The organism is Serratia sp. LS-1 (assembly GCF_003719595.1).
GTDB lineage: Bacteria > Pseudomonadota > Gammaproteobacteria > Enterobacterales > Enterobacteriaceae > Serratia > Serratia ureilytica.
Genome location: NZ_CP033504.1, coordinates 3,706,593 through 3,729,049, shown reverse-complemented (window position 1 = coordinate 3,729,049; position 22,457 = coordinate 3,706,593). Strand labels below are relative to the sequence as shown.

The following is a 22,457-nucleotide window of genomic DNA, read 5'->3' as shown; positions in this document are numbered from 1 at the left end:
GATAGAGCAAGCTAACTTGCCGACGGGGGAGCCACTTTGTTTTTGCGCATGCGTTCCGCGATGACTGCGCGCTGTCTCAGATATTAAACGCTCTTCTTATCAGAAGATATGAGCCGCCGATGAAAATGCGGTCGATACCCTCCTTTAGTCTTCATATGCCACGCTGCTCAGTGCCGGCTCGATGGCGGCACCCAGCATGGCGCCGTGTCCCAAGTCGGGCCACTCCCGATAGCCGACGGTAAGACCGTCGAGCTTTGCCAGGCGTTCCGCCAGCATTTGCGCCGCGTTCGCCGGCAGTGCAGGGCTCTTCACGCCGGGCGGGGCCGCGCGCTCGCGCTCCGCCAGACCCACCCACAACTGCAGCCTTGCCGCCGGCGTCGGATGCCGTTCCGCCCACTGCTGCGCCTCTTGCAGGATCATGCCGTTGCCCCACCACAGCGAGGGTTCCACGGCGATATAATGCTGGAAGGCGGCGGGATGGGCGAATAACGTATGCAGAACGAAGAGCCCGCCGTAGGAATGGCCCCACAGCGTTTGCCGCTGCTGATCGACCGCCAGTTTGGCGGCGATCGCCGGTTTGATCCGCGTTTCAATCAATTGCAGGAAGGCCTCCGCGCCCCCGCCCGCCTGCGGCGGTTTCTTCATGCCCGTCGGCAGAGGCAGCGTATAGTCGTAGGCGCGGCCGGCGGCATCGATGCGCAGATCGTTGTCATAGCCGATCATCACCAGCACCGGTGGCCGCTTCGCCGTCGCCAATCTGGCCAGTAAGCTGGCGTTCAGCTCCATCAGCACCGCATTGCCGTCGAGGAAATAAATCGTCGGATAGCCGTCAGGCGCAGGCGCCCGACGCGGCTGGGCGATACGGACGCGGTAACGCCGTTGACCATCGGCGGAGGTGAAGCGCAGATCGCTGAAGCGGTAATCCGCAGAGTCGCTATCGGCGACGGTCACGCCGATCCTGCGTTCCAGATCGGGCCTGGCCTGCACGGCCCCCGGCAACCAAAAGCCGATGGCGAGCGCCAGAAGCGTGCAGATAAAATGCCGGTGAGACAATAACATGCGGGTCAGCGTCCTCGAAAAAGGCCGATATTAGCATCGGTACGCGCCCAGTAAAAACCTCTCCTTCGGGCGGGTATTTCAGTGGCGAAGTGCGGCCGGGGTCAGGCGGTGGCTGCCTGATGCTTCGCAGGGTTAATAGCAACTCATTGTTATTATTGGCAAGTCAGGAATAAGAAGGGTTACGATTAATTAGAAATGATTATGTTTTTTTGAGGGGGTAATCTGCTGATGGGTGCAAAAACACTCAATCATCAATGGGTGTTAGCGAAAAAAAAGCCCTATAAAATAGGGCAAAGACACACAACAACACCAGGGAAACTTTCCGGTATCTTATATTATAGCTTCCTATACATATAGAACATTTTATTATAAATATGTAAACGATTCTTATTAATGTTCTAATGCCATTGTTTTTCAAGGGGTTATGTCGCCCAAGGGGGAACGTTCCCGATGGCGGTGCAAGCCACTCCGCAGTGGATAAAGCGCAGGTGGCGGGGCGGTGCCGGCCCGCCGCCCCACAGTGAGATGCCGGCGGGCGGCCTGCGAAAACGCCGGCCGGTATCTCCTGTTTGATGGATGCGCAGGGGAATTGCGCCGCCTTTTGTTGATGATAATCAGTGCTGTTGCAGCGTCAGCATCTTGCCAAGCAAAACATCGGTCGGTGGCAGAATATCCGTATCCAGCCCGGCCGAGGGGGTAAAGGTCAGCTCACCGAAAATGATTTGGCCCTGAGAGATGTAGAAATCAACGCGTACGAACTCGAAGGGCGCTGACAAACGAGCGGCATACTCAAACAGCTCATCGTATCCCTCCGGTTTCACGAAGGCGTCTATCTCCTCCTGGCTCAACGCCAGGCAGTCCTCGCTATAGCAAAGGAACTTGAAATCTTTGTCGAAGAAGTAATATTTCGGCGTCCCGGTATCCCTGCCGACGCACAGCAAGGTGCAGTAAGGCACGCCGCGAAAACAATAAATTTTGTAGTCTTCAGGCCCGTGACCATTGGCCGATTCGATATACTTTTCTCCAATGATCTTTTTTTGTATCCCTTTGTAGTTGAGTTCTACATAGGTTTTCCAGTAATCGTCTTTCATCCAGCCATCGATCAGCTGGGAGGCGCTTTTAATGTTCAACGATTGTTTATTCTGGCAAATTAAATTATATCCTGAGCCGTGATTTCCCTTGATGACAAATTTCTCAGGCAGCGTTTCCCATGGGATCTCCTGTACCGAATCACAGGCAAAGTACAGCTCATTAAGGATCTCTTCACATCCTTTTGCCTTGATGTACTCTCTAACCGCATATTTATCTGCGCATTGAGTGACTAAGGCATTTTTACTGTAGTCATTCAACTTAAGGTGATTGATTTTTTCATTCCAGGTCGATGGCGCCTGCAAGTTCAGCGGTTTGCCAAATGCTCTTTTGTAGATCAATCTGGCCTTGAATTCGGGGGCCAATACGGCCAACTGATTCATAATGAACTTGTTTATTTGTCTTTTCATATACGTAATTCCATCAAAGCATAGTGACAATGATTAAGACGTTCTTGTATTTAAAACGCGGGTGGCGCGCCTTCACTGCGCCATTGAATGGCTGTCGGCGTTGTTCCCAAATCAAATGGCTGGTGGTCTAACGCCCGATTAAGAATGCGGGCCGAACGCCACGCCATCAGGCTCAGCTGAGGATCGGCAATGCCGTGATTATGCATACTGGCGTTCATCGCAAATAAGCAGTTCTCCGCCGGGCCTTCCCACTCAAAGGTAAAGTCCGGGGCTATGCGGTACTCGCCGTCCGCCGTGGTCAACAGTCGGTGGGCCAGAGGCGCAAGGAATTCAGGCGTCGCCGATTGATAACCGGTAGCAAAGATCACCACGTCCGCCTTGAAGGTTTCCTCGCCGTGATCGAGATGATGACGCGTTTCGAGTTGGTAGGCGTTATCCAGCGTGTGTTTTACGGCCGTCAGCGAACGGCTGGGCAGCAGGCGCACCCATAATTTCTCGCGCAGTACGTCGAAGCGGTGGTACATGGCGCGATAGATGGCCAGCAGCGACTCGCTGGTGATGCCGTCTGAGGTCATCTTTTGTTCGGCCAGCATATGCCGCTTGGCCGCGCTGTCCAGTGAGTAGAAACTCTCGACGTAATCTGGCGTGAAATATTCATTGGCAAAGGCCGCCTCATCAAGCGCGTTGTAATTGTTGCGCCGCGATATCCAGTCGAGTTGTTCTGGCTGCCCCCATTCCCCTTTAAAAATATTCAGGAACAGATCGGCGCCGCTCTGGCCGCCGCCGACGATCGCCACGCGTTTGCCTGCCAGATTAGGGTTGCGCAGCATCATTTCGCTGGCGTGGAAACAGCGATCGTTTTGCGCCGTCACGCAGTCCGGTAACTTTATTTTCTTGCCAATACCGATACTTACGTGTCTGGCGTGGAAGATTTCCCGTGAGGTGGTCACCACGAACTGGCGTTGCCGATCGTCAAACTCGACTCGCTGAACGTCTTGATTGAACGCCAACGATCCCATCCCGCTTGCGGCCCAGGTGAGGTAATCGGCGAACTCTTCACGCGATGCGGTACGCTGTTCGGTCGTCAGGAAACGGTAGAATTTTCGGTTTTTTACCAGATAGTTGAGAAAGCTGTAGGGATTGGTTGGGGCAACCGCGCTCACCAAATCCTTTAAAAAGTTGGTTTGCATGTTGCAGTCAGCCAAAATCATGCCCGGGTGCCAGGAGAAATGAGGTTTGCGCTCAAGGAATTGCCCCGTAAATCCCTCGATTTCGCTCCCTAAGGCCGCCAGGCTAAGATTCGACGGGCCAAGGCCAATGCCGATGATATCGAAACGCTGATTCATTAATAAGCTCCAGTATAATGAGAATAATACCCAGAAATACGGCTGCAAAGGGGTTGGCTTATAGCAACCAGGCTGCCTTTTTCTTATAAGTAAACGACATGAATTAAAAATAATTAAAAGATATGCGGGTTAAAAATGCGTCATTTTTAAATGCCCGTTTAGAATTCGGTAGCACATCAGGTAAAGGCTACGGGTGTATTTCTTTCCATGAAAGTCCCTGCGAAAGCTTGCGTATGTGTTTAATTAATATTCTTAAGCAATAATCTTAGAAACCGCGTTCATCATTCCATGTAAACGACACTCTGCAAAGAGGATAAGCCGCATGGGATTGGCATCGACTATTGACTGTTAACGTGTATACGCCGTTCTGCGTTCGGCTTGTGTTTCTTGAATCAGGTATTCGCTGCTTAGAATAGCGTTAAAAAGGATTCTGGGAAGGTGAAATAACATGATATTAGGCGTTGAGCGCTTTTTGAAAAGATGAAATTAAAGTGAAATTATGAAATCAGGCCGTTTTGATGATATTTTCATCATTATATTCAATGTGTTATTATATTTTGGATGCGAGAGCTATTGCGTCTGGGCGGCATGGGGGTATCCGCTTTCACATCGGCCAATGCGCCCAGTTTTGTTGTTTGCGGGCCTGTGCGGCGGGAAATTATCCCTATATGCATTAATTTCAATGAGTGAATGTTCATGTTATATACAGAGGCGCCTGTTGGCGTTGGAAAAGCGCCAATTAAAAACCGATTGGCCGACAGTTGGACGTTTAGGTTCGTTTAGGTTCAGCGACGGCGTGACGTGCAAGGATATCCGTGTGCCGCCGGAACTTACCTGAATGTAGCCGCCATGATATCAACCCGGTTTGAATTGTTTTGGCGTTTCTCTTTTATAATTCCTTTGCCGCTGATGATGATTCTCATTACCTGAGCGTTAAACGCCATGGGAATGGGGTAAAGTATGGCGCTCGTGGGCAAGAGAATCGATGTTGGCGCTGCGACAAACGGATTGCCGCAGCAATAATTTACTCGTGGATAAATTTAACGTCAGTTGGCGTACCTATCTGGACGCTTACGCCGTTGCCATATAATTCGCCGGTATCCAGATCGCGTTGTAATACGGTAACGTTATTACTAAACACATTGGCGACTAGCAAAAACTTTCCGCTTTTATCGAAGGCGAAAGCGCGCGGTTCGATTCCGCCGGAAAGCGTGCGGCCAATCAGTGTGAGTTTGCCATTCTCCAGGTTAATTTTATAACCCACGATTTCGTTGGTTTTTTGGCGATTGCTCGCATAGAGGTATTTTCCGTCAGGGGAAAACGCCAGCCCGCCGCCGCCCTTTGCATCCGCGCGGGCGCTTTCCGTCAGCGCTAATGTCTGGATGTTCTCCAACCGATCGTTATTAATCTGGTAGGCAAAAATATTCGCCGACATTTCGCTGATCACGTAGGCGAATCTGCCATTTGCGGAAAAGATCATATGTCGCGGGCCGGTGCCCGGTGGAAACGACAAATCGTAATCCGGCGCGAGCCTGAACGGCGCGGCCTTATTTGCCGCGTCGTAGAAGAAGGCATGAATGATGTCGCCGCCCAAATCGGCGGCGTACATCATGCGCCCGTCGGGGGTGAAGTTGACGGAGTGAATATGGGCGCTGGCTTGCCGCTCGGCAACGGCCTCTGAGCCCTTGGTGAAGGGAAAGCGCTGCAGCACCTCGCCGAGTTCACCGTTCTGGAGAATGGGGGCCACGATGACGCTGGCATGCCCGGGGGCGTTGGAGTAATTGGCGGCCAATAAGTAGCGCCCGTCTGGACTGATGGCGGCATGCGTCGGCTCTTGTCCCTGCGAGTCGATGCCGCTGATGCGTTGCGGGTCGCCGCCTTTGCCGAGCTTGAGCGTGCTGATTTGGCCTTGCTGAGTTTCATTGGTGGTATAGGCAAATTGGCGATTTTTGCTCAGAACTATCCAGGAAGGGCTGTCCATTTTTATGCGATTCAATGGCAGCAGGCTGCCGTCTTCGTTGAGCGCCAACCGATACATCCCCTGGCTGGGATAAACGGGCGGCTGAACCCGATCGCCGTCTCTTTCCCCTGTCCAGGTGCCAATCAAAACGATTTGCGCGGTGCTGCCCGGCTGCGGCTGCGGGGGAGCGGCCTGGGTGATCCAGGCCGGCAATAATAAAGACAGAAAGGAAAACTTGGCGATGCTGGGGAACGTTGCGTTTTTCATGGTCGGGCTCCTGGCGTGATTGACTGTGTTTTGTGACCGAGGCGAACGGTGTACAGGGTTTATCGTCGTAGCGAGGCACCGCCCAGAATGAACAGGCAGACATAACCAAAATAGTGCAAAACGCCGGCGGGGCCTATTTTTAGCACATCATTGGCGTATGGCATCAGAGCCTTGCGCGCCGGCAGACAAGCTCCCTGCGGCCGCCAGCGTAGGGAGCTTTAATTGGCATGAATCACGCGCCGCGGCGTTTGCGCACCCGCCACGCGATGGCGGCCAGTAGCGCCAGCGCGCCGCCGCCCAACCCCGGTGCCATATAGGGCTGCATCTCGGCCAGCAACGGCGCCGGGCCCCCTCGTCTGAGGATCGCAACGTCTTCGGCGGTGACGTGCGCCGCGGGGTTGCCGTAATGTTGCAAGACATAGTTGCCGATCGCCGCAATCTGTTGGTCGTTCAAGGGATTGACATAGGATTGCGGGCCGAAATTCGGCATCAGGATATGTTGATCCCCGACGCGGCGCTCGACGCCGAACAAAATGGCCGAGATCAGATTGGAGGGATTGCGCGAGCCCGTCGCCGTGTTGTTGAACAGCGATGGATAGGCCTGGTTTTGACTGCCGCTGCCGTCGGGTTGGTGGCAGCTGGCGCAGTTGCCGCTAAACAAGGCGGCGCCGTCAATCACCGTCTCGTTGGCGGTCGGCGGATGCGCGCCGCGCAGCTCGGGTTCAACGTTGAACGGTTTGCCAAAGCTGTCTGCCGGCCGCGTATCGCGTCGATCTCTGATCGGCGGACTGTTTTTCAGGTAAGCGGCAATCGCGGCCAGATCGTCGTCCGACAAATATTGCAGGCTGTTTTCTATCGCTTCTGCCATGCCCCCCGCCGCCTGGTTTTTTCCCGCCGCGCGCCCGGTTTTCAAATACTGGATTAGCTCAGCCTGGCTCCATCCGCCAATGCCGCTGATCGGGTCGGAAGTAATATTGGGCGCATACCAACTGCCGACCATGGCGCCGGAAAGCGGTTGCCCGCTGTATTCAGCCAGTAACACGTTGCGCGGCGTATGGCAGGTATCGCAGTGTCCAGGGCCGTTGACCAGGTAGGCGCCGCGGTTCCATTGCGCATCTTCGCTGCTGTCGGCGCTGAAATGCCCCTCTTCCAGAAACAAACTGTTCCAGGCCGGCATGATAAAGCGCAGGTTAAAGGGGAAGGGCAGTTCGGTTCGCCTGTTGTGCTGAACGACGGGGGCGACGCCGTTTATAAAGTAGGCGTACAGCGCGTGAATGTCCTCGTCGTTTAATTTGACGTATGACGTATAAGGCATTGCCGGGTACAGCGGGGTGCCGTCCGCGCGAATGCCTTCACGCACGGCGCGGGCGAATTGCGCTTCGCTGTAGCGGCCAATGCCGGTTTCCTTGTCGGGGGTGATGTTGGTGGTGTAAATCACGCCTACCGGCGTGGCGATGCTGTAACCGCCGGCAAATCGCTCGCCGCCTCCCGTTTGGGTGTGGCAGGCCTGGCAGTCCGCCGCCACCGCGAGCCGCTCGCCTTTTTCAATCAGCTCGGCGCTGAAATACGGTCCTTCGTCGGCGGCGAACGCCGAGCCGCCGCCCGCCGCGAGGAGCAGCGCCAGCCAGGCTATCCTTGCAGGTTTTCTCATGATTTCACCGCCAGTTTGCGGGCAATGTCGTCCGCCGCTTTAAGGCCCAGGGCCGCCATCGTCAGCGTGCTGTTCACCACGCTGGCTGAAGGGATGGCGCCACCGCCGGGTAGCCACAGGTTCGGATGATCGTGCGCACGACAATCGCCGTTCACCACGGAATTTTTCTCATCGTTGCCCATGATGGTGCCGCCCATAATGTGATTATTGGCATTCAGGCTGGTGGTGATGTTGAATTCATCGGCATCAAACAATTGGCCAATATGCTTGAGCTGCCGGTGCGCCGCTTCAGCCCCTTTTCGCACATAGTCCCCCACGTCATAGTAAATGTCGGGGCAAGGCAAACCGTGGGCGTCTTTGCGCGTTGCGCTCAACGTCAGACGGTTATTGGGATCGGGCAGCGGTTCCAGACTGATGGACAAATCGACGCCGTGCGCCGCGCGGCGGCGGATCTCGTCATCCAGCGCTTTCCCCACCAGGCCCTGCGCCAGGGCCTGGCGCGTAGCCGGCAAAACGCGGTTGATGTTATTGAGGATCATCTTGTTGGCTGAGTAATGCTTGCGGAAATCCCCATCGCGCGGGCCGACCAAACAGCTGCTCTGCGCCGGGCCGCGTCCTGGCCACAGCGGCTCTTTCGCCAGGAAGGTGCAGTGAAAGCCGGAGTGATCCATCATATTGCGGCCAACCTGATCGGAGCTGTTGGCGATCCCATTCGGGTTTTGCGCATTGGCGGCCATCAACAGCAGGCGCGGGGTTTCGATGCCATTGCATGCCAGGACGAACGCGCTGGCGCTGGCTTTGTGCGACCGCTTTTGGTTGTCCAGCCAATGCACGGCGGTAACCTGATTTTGTCCATCGGTATCGATTTTGTACGCCACCGCTTCCGCCAGCACGAGCGCTCCTTTCATTTCGGCGCGTTCGATGTGATGGATGCCGTTATACATGGCGCCAATCGGGCAGATAGGTTGGCAGTTATTGTTGCCGCAGCAGGTGGGCCGCCCCTGCCATGGTCGCGTGCTGCGCCCTTGGGGGATCGGTACGGAGCGGTAACCGTGCGGGTTGACCACTTCGGCGAAGCGCGTATCTCCGTGGGCCCAGGGCACCATATCCATGGGATAAGGCTTGCTGCGCGCTGAAGGCGATTGTTTGGCCGGATCGTTTGGGCCGGCGACGCCAATCGCCTCCTCCGCGCGGCAGTAGTAGGGCTCCAGATCGTCATAGGCGATGGGCCAGTCGCGGCCAACCCCGTACAGCGTTTTCATTTTGAAATCGTTTGGCAGATGGCGCCAGCAGGAGGCCGCCCAGTGCCAGGTCGTGCCGCCCACGGTGCGTAAATAGCCCTGCTTAAAGCTGTCCGCGCTTGGGCCACTTAACGCGACATAATCGTTTGGCGGAAAATAGAGCGGCGCGGTGGCGTAGGCTGATTGCGGGTACAAGCCTTGAAAATCGGAGCCCGCACGGTTATCAAACGGCATATTGCGCCAGTTTTCGACGGCCTGCGCGCGATCGATACGCAGGCCCGCCTCCAATACCAGCACGGAATAGCCTTGGCCGGCCAACTGGTCCGCCATCATGCCGCCGACGATCCCCGAGCCGACGATGACAATATCGGCCGAGGCATCGCCATCAGCCGTGAATACCGGTTTTTTCATGATTCAGCTCTCAGAGGGCAGTAAGGCGTTAACCTCAGGCGGGGCGGCGGTCCACCAAAGCGGGCCGTTGCCGCAATAGGTGGGCACAATCAAGGCATCTTTAACCGGGCGATACATCAGGGCATCTTTATAAGCGATGAGACTGGCGTTTGCCCCCTGGCCCACGGTACCGGTATACCAGGCGGTGATGATGGCCGAGACCAATGCCGAGAGCCCCAGTTGGCCGGCGATTTGCTGAAGTTGCCGGGCGCTTTGTCCGGCCTTCACGCGTGCGCTTAATCGCTCAACCTGTGATGAGAATTGCGGGTTTGCGAGGCTCAACGCAGTGAAAATACGAGCCGAAAGGCCAGGGTCAATATCCTGACGTTCTGTCAATTGCAGGGAGAGCGCGAAGAAACGGGCAAAAAGCAGGGGGTTTTGCGCGGCGGTATGCTGTTCCGCCAGCGTGAGGAATGGGGCGCCGGCCAATGCGGTGGCGACAAGCGTTGACGCCAGGCCGAGCAAGACATTTCTGCGGCTGACGCCCTTGCCATGTTGATCCGGCTGTTCGCCATTGTCTGATAAACCATATTCCATATGTTTTTTCTCAACGGGTGTTTAATGCCAGAGCCAAAAAAGGCCAAAATATCAGTGGGTGAGCAGGCTAAATTAAGCGTTCTATTACGGTGATATGACGATCTTCACCGATGTGATGTTTTAAGAACGCCTGTCGGTAAATTAGCAGCGGCAACGGACGGTATTTATCAAAAAATCACAAGGTGAGTGCCGACCGCATTTTTGGTTTATTTTTAATAACGGCAGGGGATTATGTGATGGGGCTCTGTTTAATTGATTGTTATTTAATGTTTTTATCGGTTTGTGGCTGTGGGTTTTTATCAGGCGCAGAATGAAAACATTAATGGTATCCCGTGTTTGCGTATTAATTCAAATGACGGCGAAAATAAGGAGGGTTGGGTTATGGCGCAAATGGAAATAATACAGTGCCGTAAACACAGGGCAGGGGGCGGGCATCAATTAAGACTGCGAATATAAAGGCCGAGATTTAGGTTAAAGAGATAGGAACAGGAGCACTTCTGCTCGGTATTCAAGGTCTCAGCGCTGGCGCCGCGTTGAACAGCGCTTTAGAGCTGGCCCGCAGGGTGAGGCCTTTGGCCGAATAATCGAACGCAGTTCGATGGAGAGTCCTGTCCCTGAAAAGCAAAAACCCAGCCATAGGCTGGGTTCTCTAAATATGGTGCCCGGACTCGGAATCGAACCAAGGACACGGGGATTTTCAATCCCCTGCTCTACCGACTGAGCTATCCGGGCAACGGGGCGCATTAAACCGTATTGGCCGGATGGCGTCAATCGCTTTCTGTCACAAAGCCGATCGGTTGCTCTATTTTCAGGCAGCGAACCCGAGGCGCTAGAGCCTGTGGCGATATCGGCACCCAATAAATATGCATAAAAAACGTGTATTTATACCACTTTATCAATGTTGTTTTTCATGTTTATTGTTAAGTAACAATAAGTTATGCTTGCGTTAACGCAAGCTCAACCCAGATGATTCTCGCTTGAACCTCGTAACGAATCATGCAATCATTGCGCAAATTTTAGCACTCTCCGTTCCCTGACGGTGTTCCCGCTTCTTATAAGTCAGAGGGTTATTGGCATGACTGGTTTTGTCGCTCAAGCGCTGTCGCGCACCAGACCTCTGACGCCGCCACCGTTCCGTCTTTGCTTGCTCCGAACGCCATCCGTCCGAATACGCCTGCCGATCATGCGGTAAGGCCGCCTGATGCTCGCTGTTAGGCATGCGTAAAGCCAGCGCTGCGGCCCTGATTTTACTGATGCCTGTCGGACGCTGCCAAGACCAGTTCCCCCGATAGCTGCCTGATGGTCCCCGATCATGAGGCGGTCACGCACGCCGCTTATGCTGCCGTGCCCGGGTATCGCTTTTACCGGGATAACCGCGTTATCTCATTACCGTGCCGGTGGCACACCCTCATCCTTCACCGTTTGAGAGTCAGCATGATGAAAGAATTGAAAATCGCAACCAGCGCCAGCCTGGTCGCCACCATTGAGACGCTGCGCCAGATCGTGCGCGTAGAGCAGACGGACTACACCGACGTGGCGGCGGTGGTGGTGTCGGTCGCCGACGTGGACGCCGGCATTCTGGCGCGCTTGCAGGCGACGGGGTTCGATATTCCGACCTTCGTGGCGGTGGAAGGGGACGAGCATCTTTCCCCGGATTATCTGCCGTTTGTCAGCGGGGTCTTTGCGCTGCTGGCCGGCGCCAGCAAGCCATTCTACATGGCGCAGCTGGAGGCCGCTGCCGACGCCTACGAGCAGGCGCTGCTGCCGCCGTTCTTCAAAACGCTGAAGACCTACGTCGAGATGGAGAATTCGACCTTTGCGTGTCCAGGCCATCAGGGCGGCGAGTTCTTCCGCAAGCACCCGGCCGGCCGGCAGTTTTTCGATTTCTACGGTGAAACTCTTTTCCGTTCCGATATGTGCAACGCCGACGTCAAGCTGGGCGATCTGCTGATCCACGAAGGCTCGGCCAAGGATGCGCAAAAGCATGCGGCGCGGGTGTTCAACGCCGATAAAACCTACTTCGTGCTCAACGGCACCTCGGCGGCCAACAAGGTGGTGACCAACGCGCTGCTGACCCGTGGCGATCTGGTGCTGTTCGATCGCAACAACCACAAATCCAATCACCACGGGGCGCTGATCCAGGCCGGCGCCACGCCGGTGTATCTGGAAACCGCCCGCAACCCGTTCGGCTTTATCGGCGGCATCGATGCGCGCTGCTTCGATGAGCGCTACCTGCGCGAGCAGATCCGCGAGGTGGCGCCGGAGAAGGCCACGGCGGCGCGGCCGTTCCGGCTGGCGATCATTCAGCTTGGCACCTACGACGGCACGATTTACAACGCTCGCCAGGTGATCGACACCATCGGCCACCTGTGCGATTACATCCTGTTCGACTCCGCCTGGGTGGGCTACGAAGGTTTTATCCCGATGCTGAAAGAGTGTTCGCCGTTGCTGCTGGAGCTGGACGAACACGATCCGGGCATTTTCGTCACCCAGTCGGTGCATAAACAGCAGGCGGGGTTCTCGCAGACGTCGCAGATCCATAAGAAAGACGACCATATCAAAGGGCAAAAGCGCCACTGCAACCATAAGCATCTGAACAACGCATTCATGCTGCATGCGTCGACCAGCCCGTTCTATCCGCTGTTCGCCGCGCTGGACGTCAACGCCAAGATGCACGCCGGCCCCGCCGGGCGCCGCATGTGGATGGACTGCGTCAAGCTGGGCATCGAGACGCGCAAACAGCTGCTCACGCGCTGCTCGCAGCTGAAGCCGTTTATTCCGTTGCAGGTGGCGGGCAAGGACTGGCAGGATTACGATACCGATCTGATCGCCAACGACGCGCGCTTCTTCACCTTCGTACCGGAGGAGACGTGGCACGGCTTCGAAGGTTACGCCCAGGATCAGTATTTGGTGGATCCGTGCAAGCTGCTGCTGACCACGCCGGGCATCGACGCCGCGACCGGCCAATACACCGAGTTCGGCGTGCCGGCCACCATTCTGGCCAACTTCCTACGCGAGAACGGCATCGTGCCGGAGAAGTGCGATCTCAACTCGATCCTGTTCCTGCTGACCCCGGCGGAGAACCCGGCCAAGATGGAACAGCTGGTGGAGATGCTGGCGCAGTTCGAACGCTATGTCGAAGAGGATGCGCCGCTGAGCGTGGTGCTGCCGACGGTGTACCGCAAGAACGAGCAGCGTTACCGCGGCTACAGCATTCGTCGGCTGTGCCAGGAGATGCACGATCTGTACGTCAGCTTTGACGTTAAGCAGCTGCAAAAGGAGATGTTCCGTCAGGATCATTTCCCGCCGGTGGTGATGAACCCGCAGGACGCCAACGTGGAGTTTATCCGCGACAACGTCGAGCTGGTGCCGATCGGCCAGGCGGAAGGGCGCATCGCGGCGGAAGGGGCCCTGCCGTATCCGCCGGGCGTGCTGTGCGTGGTGCCGGGCGAAGTGTGGGGCGGCGCGGTGCAGCGCTACTTCCTGGCGCTCGAGGAGGGCATCAACCGCCTGCCGGGCTTCTCGCCGGAGCTGCAGGGGGTCTACATCGAGAAAAAAGATCACGGCTGGAAGCGCATCTTCGGCTATATGATCAAGCCATGAAAAAAGGGCCGGTTCGCACCGGCCCTTCTTCTATCCACGCGGGAAGCGCTACTTTCTGCGGTAGCTCTTCTGCGCGGTATTCACTTTCACCAGATAGCGGCGCGACTCGGCTGCCGGGTGCTTGGTGGTCAGCGTTTGGTACACGTCGCCCGGCTGCATGCCGTTGATGATGCCCACCGCGCGCGTTCTGTCGCTGGAGAACACCCGCAGCACGCTGCCGGCGCCGCCGTTGTAAGCGGTGATCACCGCATAGCGGCGCGAGGTCGGGTTCTGAATGCCGCCCAGGTAGTTGTTCTGCAGGATCGCCAGGTAGGCGGTGCCGGTATCGATGTTGTTCTCCGGATCGAACAGGTAGCTGCGGCTCGGGGTGCCCCATTTGCCGCGCATCTGGAACACATCCTTACCGGCGGTGTGCTGCACCACCTGCATCAGGCCCAGCGCGTCCGAACCGCTCACCGCATACGGGTTGAAGCTCGATTCGGTCTGCATGATAGCCAGGATCAGCGACTCGTCCACGCCATATTTTTCCGACGCCTTGCGCACCATCGGCAGATATTTATGCGCACGTTTGTCCAGGTGGTTCGGCACCAGTTGGATGGTGACCGAGTAGATGACGTGCAGGCCGGAGGTGCGTTTTTGCAGCTTGGTCTGCAGCAGGTAATCGGCGAAGTGCGCCGCGCGCCATTCCCAGCGGATCGGCGCCCCTTTGTTATCCAGCACCTGGCCGTACAGGAACGGCTCTTTGCTGATCTGGATATCGTTGGCGTCGGAATAGAGGTCGATCGAACCCGGATCGTCACCCATCAGCAGCGTGCTGATGATCGCCTGGCGCAGGTGCGCGGCCGGATCGGTGGTGGCGATGGTCTCGACGGTGATGGCGCCGGTGTCGAAGTTGATGTGGCTGCGGGTTTGGTATTGGTCGGTGTACTTGACGTAGTCTTTCGGCCCGGCGATCAGAACTTCGTTCAGACCCCAGATGTTCTCGATGTTGTGGGCGAATTGGCCCATCAGAATGTCGAAGCCGTTGGTGTCTTTGATCCAGGCTTCGTTGATTTCTTCACTTTTTTTGCCGGAACAGGAGATCAGCAAAGGCGCTATTACGAGCAAAGCTAAAATTTTCTTCATCTTAAAGCCGTTTGGAAGAAGTATAAGAGGATTGAAGCGGGCCAGCGCCTGGCCCCAACAGCGTTATTCGCTCGGCGGCGTATAGCCTTCGATGTGCACGTCGTGCCCTTCGAACAGGAATTTGATCATTTCCTCTTCCAGCAGTTTGCGGTCATCCACGTTCATCATGTTCAGCTTCTTCTCGTTGATCAGCATGGTCTGCTTCTTCATCCACTCGCCCCAGGCTTCCTTGGAGATCTCGTTGTAGATGCGTTTGCCGACGTCGCCGGGATAAAGCTGGAAGTCCTGGCCTTCGGCGTCGCGTTGAAGGAAAGTACAAAAAATGGTGCGGCTCATGCTAATTCCTCATCGATGGCGCTATCGCCATATAAGTTTTGTTGGATCGGGGGCTGCTTCGCCAGCTGTTGCAACAGGCGGTCCACCGGCGCTGCCAGCCCGACCGACGGCGGCTGCGCTAAGTTATACCAGAGACCCGCGCCCTCATCCATGCCGCTGCCTGCCGCGTCGAGCGACAGCCACATCGGCACGATATCGAGATGGAAATGGCTGAACGTGTGGCGAAACGCGGTCAGCTGTTCCAGGCGCTTGCCTTTCAGACCGCGCTGCTGCAGCCAGAGTTCCAAATCCACGCGCGCGCTGAACTGCGGGAAGCAGAACAGGCCGCCCCACAGGCCCACCGCCGGGCGCTGCTCCAGCCACACGCGGTCGCCGTGTTGCAGCAATAAGAAGTAGGCGGTTTTTTCCGGCAGGGTCTGCTTGGGCTTCTTGCCGGGGTAGTTGGCCCAGCTGTGGTTGGCGTAAGACAGGCAGCCGACGTTGAGCGGGCAGAGTTCACACTTGGGCTTGGAGCGGGTGCAGACCATGGCGCCCAGATCCATCATCGCCTGGTTGAACTGGCCGACGCCCTGGGCCGGGGTGACTTCTTCGCTGATTTTCCACAGCCGGTTTTCGACCTCTTTTTTGCCCGGCCAGCCTTCCACCGCGTAGCAGCGGGCCAGCACGCGCTTCACGTTGCCGTCGAGGATCGGATAATGTTGGCCCAGCGCCAACGACAGCACCGCGCCGGCGGTGGAACGGCCGACGCCCGGTAAATCGGCGATTTCTGCGAAGGTTGTCGGGAACTCGCCGCCGTGCTGTGCGACAATGGTCTGCGCCGCTTTGTGCAGGTTACGGGCGCGGGCGTAATAGCCAAGGCCGGTCCACAGATGCAGCACTTCGTCCAGCGGGGCCTCCGCCAGCGCGCGCACGTTAGGAAAACGGGCCATAAAGCGCTGAAAATAAGGAATGACGGTGGCAACCTGGGTCTGTTGCAACATCACTTCGGAGAGCCATACTTGATAGGCGGTTTTCTCCAGCTGCCATGGCAGGGTTTTACGGCCGTAGCGCTGGTACCAGTCAAGCACCACCTGTGCGAATTGTTGTGCTTGCATCATGAAGAGTCGTTATCCGGCAGAAAATGAAGCGAGATTGCAGCATAGAGTCATGATGCTGTAAACCGGAACTTTCCGACGCCGCACGGCGGGTACAGAAGATGAACACTTGCTAAACCAATGTATCTTTGCATAATGCGCGTTTCCCTAATTGGCAGCCAAACAGACAGAAAGCACTATGATTAATGACGTCATCTCCCCGGAATTTGATGAGAACGGCCGCGCGATGCGCCGTATCCGCAGTTTTGTCCGCCGCCAGGGGCGGCTGACCAAAGGCCAGCAGCACGCGCTGGAGAACTATTGGCCGGTGATGGGCGTGGAGTATCAGGCTGACGCTGTCGATCTCGCCGCGCTGTTCGGCCGCGAAGCGCCGACGGTGCTGGAGATCGGTTTTGGCATGGGCGCCTCGCTGGTGACCATGGCGGGCAACAACCCGCAGCAGAACTTTTTAGGGATCGAAGTACACTCGCCGGGCGTGGGCGCCTGCCTGGCCGACGCCCATGAGGCGAAGCTGAGCAACCTGCGCGTAATGTGCCACGATGCGGTTGAAGTGCTGGAAAACATGATCCCGGACGGCTCGCTGGACATGGTGCAGCTGTTCTTCCCCGATCCTTGGCACAAGGCGCGCCACAACAAGCGCCGCATCGTGCAAACGCCGTTTGTCGAACTGGTGCTGCGCAAGCTGAAGACCGGCGGCGTCTTCCACATGGCCACCGATTGGCAACCTTATGCGGAACATATGTTAGAGGTTATGAACGGGGTCGCAGGCTACCGTAATCTTTCCAGCGATAATGATTATGTGCCGCGTCCGGATTCGCGCCCACTGACGAAATTTGAATTACGCGGCCAGCGCCTGGGACATGGCGTTTGGGACTTGATGTTTGAGAGGAAAGAATAATGGCTAAGAACCGCAGTCGTCGTTTACGTAAAAAGTTGCACATTGAAGAATTTCAGGAGTTGGGTTTCTCCGTAGCCTGGCGCTTCGCCGAAGGCACGTCGGTGGAAGATATCGACAGCACGCTGGATACCTTCATCGATGAAGTGATCGAGCCGAACGGTCTGGCGTTTGACGGCAGCGGCTACCTGCAGTGGGAAGGTCTGATCTGCCTGCAGAAGATCGGCCACTGCACCGACGAGCATCGCGAACTGGTGAAAAACTGGCTGGAAGCGCGCAAACTGACCGACGTTAAGGTCAGCGATCTGTTCGATATCTGGTGGGATTGATCGCGCTTGCCCGATGAGCGCGGCTTCGCGCCGCTTATTTCCCCCTAAATAATTGGATTCGCATCACGGCGGCAAGAGGGTGAGTCCCCAGGAGCTTACTTCAGTAAGTGACTGGGGTGAGCGCTCGCAGCCAACACAGATGCGGATTCAAGTATGACGGGGATGGATTTAAGGTGCCTTAACGGCGCCTTTGTTTTGCCCGGAGTGTGACCGAGGTGGTAACAACATTGGATAACGCGTTGCTGGAAGAGATCCTGCAACAGGTGCGCCCGCTGATTGGCCAGGGAAAAGTGGCCGACTACATCCCGGCGTTGGCGGAAGTGCCCGCCGATCGGCTGGCGATCGCCGTGTGTACGGTGGATGGCGAACTGTTCCAGGCCGGCGACGCCGCGGAGCGCTTCTCCATCCAGTCGATCTCCAAAGTGCTGAGCCTGACGCTGGCGCTGACGCGCTATCAGGAGCATGAGATCTGGCGGCGCGTCGGCAAAGAGCCTTCCGGCCTGCCGTTCAATTCGCTGCTGCAGCTGGAGATGGAGCAGGGCAAACCGCGCAATCCGTTTATCAACCCCGGCGCGCTGGTGGTGTGCGACATGCTGCAAACCCGGCTCAGCGCCCCCAAACAGCGCATGCTGGAGGTGGTGCGCCAGCTGGCCGGCGAAGACGACCTGGCCTATGACCTGCGGGTGGCGCGCTCCGAGTTCGAACACTCCGATCGCAATGCGGCCATCGCCTATCTGATGAAGTCGTTCGGCAACTTCGAGAACGACGTGATCACCGTGCTGCAAACCTATTTCCACTACTGTGCGCTGCGCATGAGCTGCGTGGAGCTGGCGCGCAGCTTCGTCTATCTGGCCAATCACGGCCGCGATCTCAACGGCGAGACGGTGATCAGCCCGCTGCAGGCCCGGCAGATCAACGCCCTGATGATGACCAGCGGCATGTACGACGGCGCCGGCGAATTCGCCTATCGGGTGGGGATGCCGGGCAAGTCCGGCGTGGGCGGCGGCATCGTGGCCATTGTGCCGGGCGAGCTGTCGATCGTCGTCTGGTCGCCGGAGCTGGATGCTTCCGGCAACTCGCTGGCGGGAACTGCGGCGCTGGAACTGTTGTCTCAACGTATCGGTCGTTCGATTTTTTAATCCCAATCTGGATGGGAGTCAGGAGAAGCTATGTTGAAGAAAACCGGGTTAGCCTTACTGCTGCTGGCGGCGACTGCCGCGCAGGCCCACGCCGAGTACCAGTGCAGCGTTAAACCCCAGGACGATGTGATCATCAGCCCGCAGAGCGTGCAGGTGAAAGGCGCCAGCGGCGACCTGCAAATTTCGCCGGATGGTGACGTGATCCGCAACGGTCAGGCGCTGAGCCTGAGCGACAGCCAGCGGCAGAAAGCCTTCAGTTACCAGAGCGCGCTGCGCAAGCAGCTGCCGTGGATCGACGACGGCGCGCAGAAACACCTGGAGAAAGCCCGCGCAGCGCTGGATAAGGTGATCGTCAAAGAGCTGGGCAGCAACAGCAACGTGCGCAACCGGCTGACCACCCTGAATGGCCAGCTGAAACAGCAGATGAACCGCATCATCGAGCACCGCAGCGACGGCCTGACCTTCCACCACAAGGCGATTGACCAAGTGGAACAGGATGGCCGCAACATCGTGCAGCAGAGCATGGGCGGCGTGCTGCAGGACAGCCTGAACGAGATGGGCGTCAAACAGGCTGCCAACAGCGGCGGCAATCCGCTGCAGGCGATCATGGGCAACCTGGGCGGCTTGCAGAAGGCGATCCAGAACGAGTGGAACAACCAGGAGCAGGACTTCCAGAACTTCGGTCGCGACGTTTGCAACCGCGTCACCGCACTGGAAACCCAGCGCAAGGATCTGCTGAAGGCGTTGAAGTGATTCAAGAACCTTCTCGGAAGTATGTTTTTTGACCTTCTTAAGCTTATCTGACAGACTGGTCAAACTACGTACAGATTTATGGATGTTTACGGAGGACGCTATGAGCCATACACGTTACGAAACCGATGTTGTTGCCTGGGCAAATGAACAGGCCGCTCTTTTGCGCTCCGGAAAATTGTCTGAGATCGATATTGAAAAGATCGCCGAGGAGATTGAGGACGTGGGGAAGAGCGAGCAAAGGGAACTTGCTAGCCGGATGACGGTGCTGATTGCACATTTGCTTAAATGGAAATATCAGCCGGCCAGGCGCGGAACCAGCTGGGAAAGAACGATTAAAGCGCAGCGCAAAGAGGTGCTTTACAGCTTGAAAGAGTCGCCCAGCCTAAAAGGTAAACTGAGCGATGCCGATTGGCTGGATGTCGTCTGGTCGAAGGCCGTTGCGCTCGCCACGGCCGAAACCGGGCTGGATGTGTATCCGGAAAACGGCATCTGGGAAACTCAGCAGATTCTGTCTCAGACGTTTTACCCGGATTAACACCAATAAAAAAGCGCTGATCATTCAGCGCTTTTTTTTACTCGTCGTCCGCCAGGAACAGTTCCAGCAGCGAGTTGAGGAACAGTTTGCCCTTCTCGGTGATCTGCCAGTGCTCCGCGGTTTCTTCCAGATAGCCTTTGGCCAGCGCTTCGTCCAGCTGCGGGCGAATGACGCTTTCCGTCAGCCCGGTGTAGTTGGCGAAGTCGGCGCGCGGCGCGGCTTCCAGCAAGCGGAAGCGGTTCATGAAGAATTCGAACGGCCGATCCGCCGCCGCCACCTCATGCTGCTTGTCCATGTAGTCGCCGCGCATAAAGCCGCGCGGGTGCTTGGTCTTGGCGGTGCGCAGGATGCGTCCGTCGCTGAAGGTCACCTTGCCGTGCGCGCCGCAGCCGATCCCCAGATAGTCGCCGAAGCGCCAGTAGTTGAGATTGTGCTGGCATTGGTAGCCCGGCTTGGCGTAGGCCGAGGTTTCATACTGCTGATAGCCGGCGGCGCTCAGCAACTGGTGGCCGCGCTCGAAGATGTCCCACAGCGCATCGTCGTCCGGCAAAACCGGCGGGCGCGAGCTGAACAGGGTGTTCGGCTCGATGGTCAGCTGATACCACGACAGGTGCGGCGGATTGAGGGCGATAGCCTGGCGCAGATCGTCCAGCGCCTCTTCCAGCGACTGATCCGGCAGGCCGTGCATCAGATCGAGGTTGAAGCTGCGCAGGCCGAGGCCGGTCGCCAGCGTCGCCGCGCGTTTGGCTTCTTCCGGGCCGTGGATGCGCCCCAGACGGTTCAGCTTCTCGGCGCTGAAGCTTTGCACCCCGATGGAGATGCGGTTGACGCCGGCGCGCTGGTAGCCGCTGAAGCGATCGGCCTCCACGGTGCCGGGATTGGCTTCCATGGTGATTTCGGCGTCGTCGGCGACGCGAATGCGCGCCCGCACGCCGTCCAGCAAGGCTTGCATCGCCTCGGCGCTCAGCAGGCTGGGGGTGCCGCCGCCGATAAAGATAGTGCTGATTTCCCGGCCGCCGGCCAGCGGCAGGTCGGCATCCAGATCCGCCAACAGATGATCGACATACTCCTGATGCGGCACGTCACCCTTCAGCGCATGGGAGTTGAAGTCGCAGTACGGGCATTTCTGCACGCACCACGGGATGTGGATGTAGAGACTCAGCGGGGGCAGCTTAAGCATTGCGCATGGCTTCCAACATCAGCTTCAGCGCCTTGCCGCGGTGCGAAATCGCCCGCTTCTCGTCGCGGCTCAGCTCGGCGGCGGTGCGGCCCAGCTCCGGCACGTAAAAGATAGGATCGTAACCGAAACCGCCTTCACCGGCGGCCTGTTCGGTGATTTCACCGGCCCAGCTGCCGTGAAACACCAGCGGCGTCGGATCTTGCGCATGGCGCAGATAGACCAGCACGCAGTGAAATTGCGCGCCGCGCCGGCCCGGCGCCACGTCTTTCATCGCCGCCAGCAGCTTGTCGAGGTTCTGCCGATCGTCGGCGTCTTCACCGGCGTAGCGCGCGGAGTAGATGCCCGGCGCGCCGCCCAGCGCATCTACCGCCAGACCGGAGTCGTCGGCGATCGCCGGCAGGCCGGTGACCTGTGCCGCATGGCGCGCTTTCAGAATGGCGTTTTCGATAAACGTCAGGCCGGTTTCTTCGGCGGACTCCACGCCCAGATCGGTTTGCGCGACCACGTCCAGGCCGAAATCGGCCAACAGGTCGGCGAGTTCGCGCACTTTGCCCGGGTTACCGGTGGCAAGAACGACTTTTTGCATAATGACTACCTTGAAAATTATTCGATGAGCGCCGCGACCACGGCGGGGATCTGTTGCGGATTCACGATGCGTAACTGTTTATGCCGCCCCAGTTCGCCTTTCTCGATGGTGACGTTGCTTTTCGCCACTTTGAACTGCTTGGCGATAAACTTGATCAAATGGGCGTTGGCTTGGCCGTCGACCGGCGGGGCGGTGATGGCGACTTTCAGCTCGTCGCCATGCAAGCCGATAATTTGGTCGCGGCTGGCTTTCGGCTGAATATATAGCCTGATCGCCAGCCCGTCCAGCACGGGAGTGACTGCACTCACAGCAGGAACCAGATCTCGCCGAACACATCCATGCCCAGGTAGTTGATCAGATAGAGGATCAGGATCACTACCATGGCGGAAAAATCGATGCCGCCCATCGCCGGGATGATGCGACGGATCGGCGCCATCAACGGTTCGGTCAGTTGGTACATCACGTAGTCGATCGGGCTGCGGCCCTGGCTTACCCAGCTCATCAGCGCACGAATGATCATCACCCAGAAGATCAGGTAGCCGGCGGACTTGACCAGCGAGATCAGGCCGAACAGCAGATTATACGGGCTGAGCGACAGCGCGTGGCTTTGTATCAGCAGCAGCAGCGGGTACTTGATGGTCATCAGCAGGAACGCCAGCAGCAGCGAAGCGCTGTCGATAGGCCCAAGCGCAGGGATGATGCGGCGCAGCGGGCCGACCACCGGTTGGGTGATCTTCACCACAAACTGCGAGAACGGATTGTAAAAATCGGTGCGCGTCCATTGCATCCAAATGCGCAGCAACAGCACCATCACGTATAGATCAATAACGGTCTTGACCAGGAAAGTCAGCGTTAGCATGAAGTGGTCCTTC

Annotated in this window: 21 protein-coding genes and 1 tRNA gene; 7 read left to right on the top strand and 15 right to left on the bottom strand. The window is 57.3% G+C overall.

The genetic code is table 11. The features are described 5' to 3' along the window. Nucleotides 1-144: 144 nt before the first annotated feature. The 3 genes from EDY99_RS17785 to EDY99_RS17775 all read right to left on the bottom strand — a co-directional run bounded on the left by EDY99_RS17785 (nt 145) and on the right by EDY99_RS17775 (nt 3,904). Nucleotides 145-1,059, bottom strand: coding sequence for an alpha/beta hydrolase (locus EDY99_RS17785; protein ID WP_089195188.1), 915 nt, complete (start codon nt 1,057-1,059; stop codon nt 145-147). A 614-nt stretch (nt 1,060-1,673) separates the two neighbouring features. Further along, nucleotides 1,674-2,558 (bottom strand): ATP-grasp fold amidoligase family protein, encoded by an 885-nt coding sequence (locus tag EDY99_RS17780; RefSeq protein WP_033651313.1) that lies wholly within the window; start codon nt 2,556-2,558, stop codon nt 1,674-1,676. 50 nt (nt 2,559-2,608) lie between these two features. After that, nucleotides 2,609-3,904, bottom strand: a complete 1,296-nt coding sequence (locus EDY99_RS17775; protein WP_072626982.1) for a lysine N(6)-hydroxylase/L-ornithine N(5)-oxygenase family protein — start codon at nt 3,902-3,904, stop codon at nt 2,609-2,611. A gap of 499 nt (nt 3,905-4,403) precedes the next feature. Between EDY99_RS17775 and EDY99_RS24670 the strand changes: the two genes are divergently transcribed. Further along, nucleotides 4,404-4,742 carry a hypothetical protein gene (locus tag EDY99_RS24670; protein WP_142076063.1) on the top strand — a complete coding sequence of 113 codons (339 nt, stop codon included), beginning with the start codon at nt 4,404-4,406 and terminating at the stop codon, nt 4,740-4,742. Nucleotides 4,743-4,928: 186 nt separating this feature from the next. Here EDY99_RS24670 and EDY99_RS17770 read toward each other — a convergent pair whose 3' ends face one another. The 5 genes from EDY99_RS17770 to EDY99_RS17750 form a co-directional block, all read right to left on the bottom strand. Further along, the gene (locus EDY99_RS17770) at nt 4,929-6,131 is read right to left on the bottom strand and encodes a lactonase family protein (RefSeq protein ID WP_089197430.1); all 1,203 of its coding nucleotides are present in this window, start codon (nt 6,129-6,131) and stop codon (nt 4,929-4,931) included. Nucleotides 6,132-6,363: 232 nt separating this feature from the next. Further along, a complete protein-coding gene (locus EDY99_RS17765) occupies nt 6,364-7,782 on the bottom strand; it encodes a cytochrome c (protein WP_123061966.1) in 1,419 nt (472 codons plus the stop codon). After that, nucleotides 7,779-9,434: a GMC family oxidoreductase gene (locus tag EDY99_RS17760; protein WP_033644658.1), complete on the bottom strand. Its 1,656-nt coding sequence runs from the start codon at nt 9,432-9,434 to the stop codon at nt 7,779-7,781. Before EDY99_RS17760 ends, EDY99_RS17765 begins: the two co-directional genes overlap by 4 nt. A gap of 3 nt (nt 9,435-9,437) precedes the next feature. After that, on the bottom strand, nt 9,438-10,010 hold the full coding sequence (locus EDY99_RS17755) for a sorbitol dehydrogenase family protein (RefSeq protein WP_123061965.1): 573 nt from the start codon (nt 10,008-10,010) through the stop codon (nt 9,438-9,440). Nucleotides 10,011-10,666: 656 nt separating this feature from the next. Beyond that, nucleotides 10,667-10,742: transfer RNA gene (locus EDY99_RS17750), tRNA-Phe, on the bottom strand. Nucleotides 10,743-11,447: 705 nt separating this feature from the next. Here EDY99_RS17750 and speF point away from each other — a divergent pair. Then, a complete protein-coding gene (speF, locus tag EDY99_RS17745) occupies nt 11,448-13,613 on the top strand; it encodes an ornithine decarboxylase SpeF (protein ID WP_123062186.1) in 2,166 nt (721 codons plus the stop codon). A gap of 48 nt (nt 13,614-13,661) precedes the next feature. Here speF and mltC read toward each other — a convergent pair whose 3' ends face one another. The 3 genes from mltC to mutY all read right to left on the bottom strand — a co-directional run bounded on the left by mltC (nt 13,662) and on the right by mutY (nt 16,171). Then, nucleotides 13,662-14,738: a membrane-bound lytic murein transglycosylase MltC gene (mltC, locus tag EDY99_RS17740; protein WP_033644661.1), complete on the bottom strand. Its 1,077-nt coding sequence runs from the start codon at nt 14,736-14,738 to the stop codon at nt 13,662-13,664. Nucleotides 14,739-14,801: 63 nt separating this feature from the next. Further along, complete coding sequence (locus tag EDY99_RS17735) at nt 14,802-15,074, bottom strand: oxidative damage protection protein (RefSeq protein WP_004937404.1); 273 nt, start codon at nt 15,072-15,074, stop codon at nt 14,802-14,804. After that, nucleotides 15,071-16,171, bottom strand: coding sequence for an A/G-specific adenine glycosylase (gene mutY, locus EDY99_RS17730; protein ID WP_004937408.1), 1,101 nt, complete (start codon nt 16,169-16,171; stop codon nt 15,071-15,073). The genes EDY99_RS17735 and mutY overlap by 4 nt, the downstream gene beginning before the upstream one ends. Before the next feature lie 175 nt (nt 16,172-16,346). Between mutY and trmB the strand changes: the two genes are divergently transcribed. From trmB to EDY99_RS17705, 5 genes are all read left to right on the top strand, one after another. Beyond that, nucleotides 16,347-17,066, top strand: a complete 720-nt coding sequence (gene trmB / locus EDY99_RS17725; protein WP_004937410.1) for a tRNA (guanosine(46)-N7)-methyltransferase TrmB — start codon at nt 16,347-16,349, stop codon at nt 17,064-17,066. Beyond that, nucleotides 17,066-17,392 (top strand): YggL family protein, encoded by a 327-nt coding sequence (locus tag EDY99_RS17720; protein WP_004937412.1) that lies wholly within the window; start codon nt 17,066-17,068, stop codon nt 17,390-17,392. Before trmB ends, EDY99_RS17720 begins: the two co-directional genes overlap by 1 nt. A gap of 215 nt (nt 17,393-17,607) precedes the next feature. After that, a complete protein-coding gene (gene glsB / locus EDY99_RS17715; protein WP_060660870.1) occupies nt 17,608-18,531 on the top strand; it encodes a glutaminase B in 924 nt (307 codons plus the stop codon). A gap of 30 nt (nt 18,532-18,561) precedes the next feature. Further along, nucleotides 18,562-19,284 carry a DUF2884 domain-containing protein gene (locus tag EDY99_RS17710; RefSeq protein ID WP_087762575.1) on the top strand — a complete coding sequence of 241 codons (723 nt, stop codon included), beginning with the start codon at nt 18,562-18,564 and terminating at the stop codon, nt 19,282-19,284. A gap of 100 nt (nt 19,285-19,384) precedes the next feature. After that, on the top strand, nt 19,385-19,819 hold the full coding sequence (locus tag EDY99_RS17705) for a DUF29 domain-containing protein (RefSeq protein WP_016930094.1): 435 nt from the start codon (nt 19,385-19,387) through the stop codon (nt 19,817-19,819). A gap of 37 nt (nt 19,820-19,856) precedes the next feature. Here the strand turns inward: EDY99_RS17705 and hemW are convergent, their stop codons facing one another. From hemW to EDY99_RS17685, 4 genes are read right to left on the bottom strand one after another with little or no spacing between them, the layout of a single operon-like run. After that, nucleotides 19,857-20,999 carry a radical SAM family heme chaperone HemW gene (hemW, locus tag EDY99_RS17700; RefSeq protein WP_033644669.1) on the bottom strand — a complete coding sequence of 381 codons (1,143 nt, stop codon included), beginning with the start codon at nt 20,997-20,999 and terminating at the stop codon, nt 19,857-19,859. Continuing rightward, the gene (locus EDY99_RS17695) at nt 20,992-21,585 is read right to left on the bottom strand and encodes an XTP/dITP diphosphatase (protein ID WP_042785371.1); all 594 of its coding nucleotides are present in this window, start codon (nt 21,583-21,585) and stop codon (nt 20,992-20,994) included. Before EDY99_RS17695 ends, hemW begins: the two co-directional genes overlap by 8 nt. A gap of 17 nt (nt 21,586-21,602) precedes the next feature. Beyond that, complete coding sequence (yggU, locus tag EDY99_RS17690) at nt 21,603-21,893, bottom strand: DUF167 family protein YggU (RefSeq protein WP_004948014.1); 291 nt, start codon at nt 21,891-21,893, stop codon at nt 21,603-21,605. After that, a complete protein-coding gene (locus tag EDY99_RS17685; RefSeq protein WP_033644671.1) occupies nt 21,890-22,444 on the bottom strand; it encodes a YggT family protein in 555 nt (184 codons plus the stop codon). The genes yggU and EDY99_RS17685 overlap by 4 nt, the downstream gene beginning before the upstream one ends. Nucleotides 22,445-22,457: the final 13 nt, after the last annotated feature.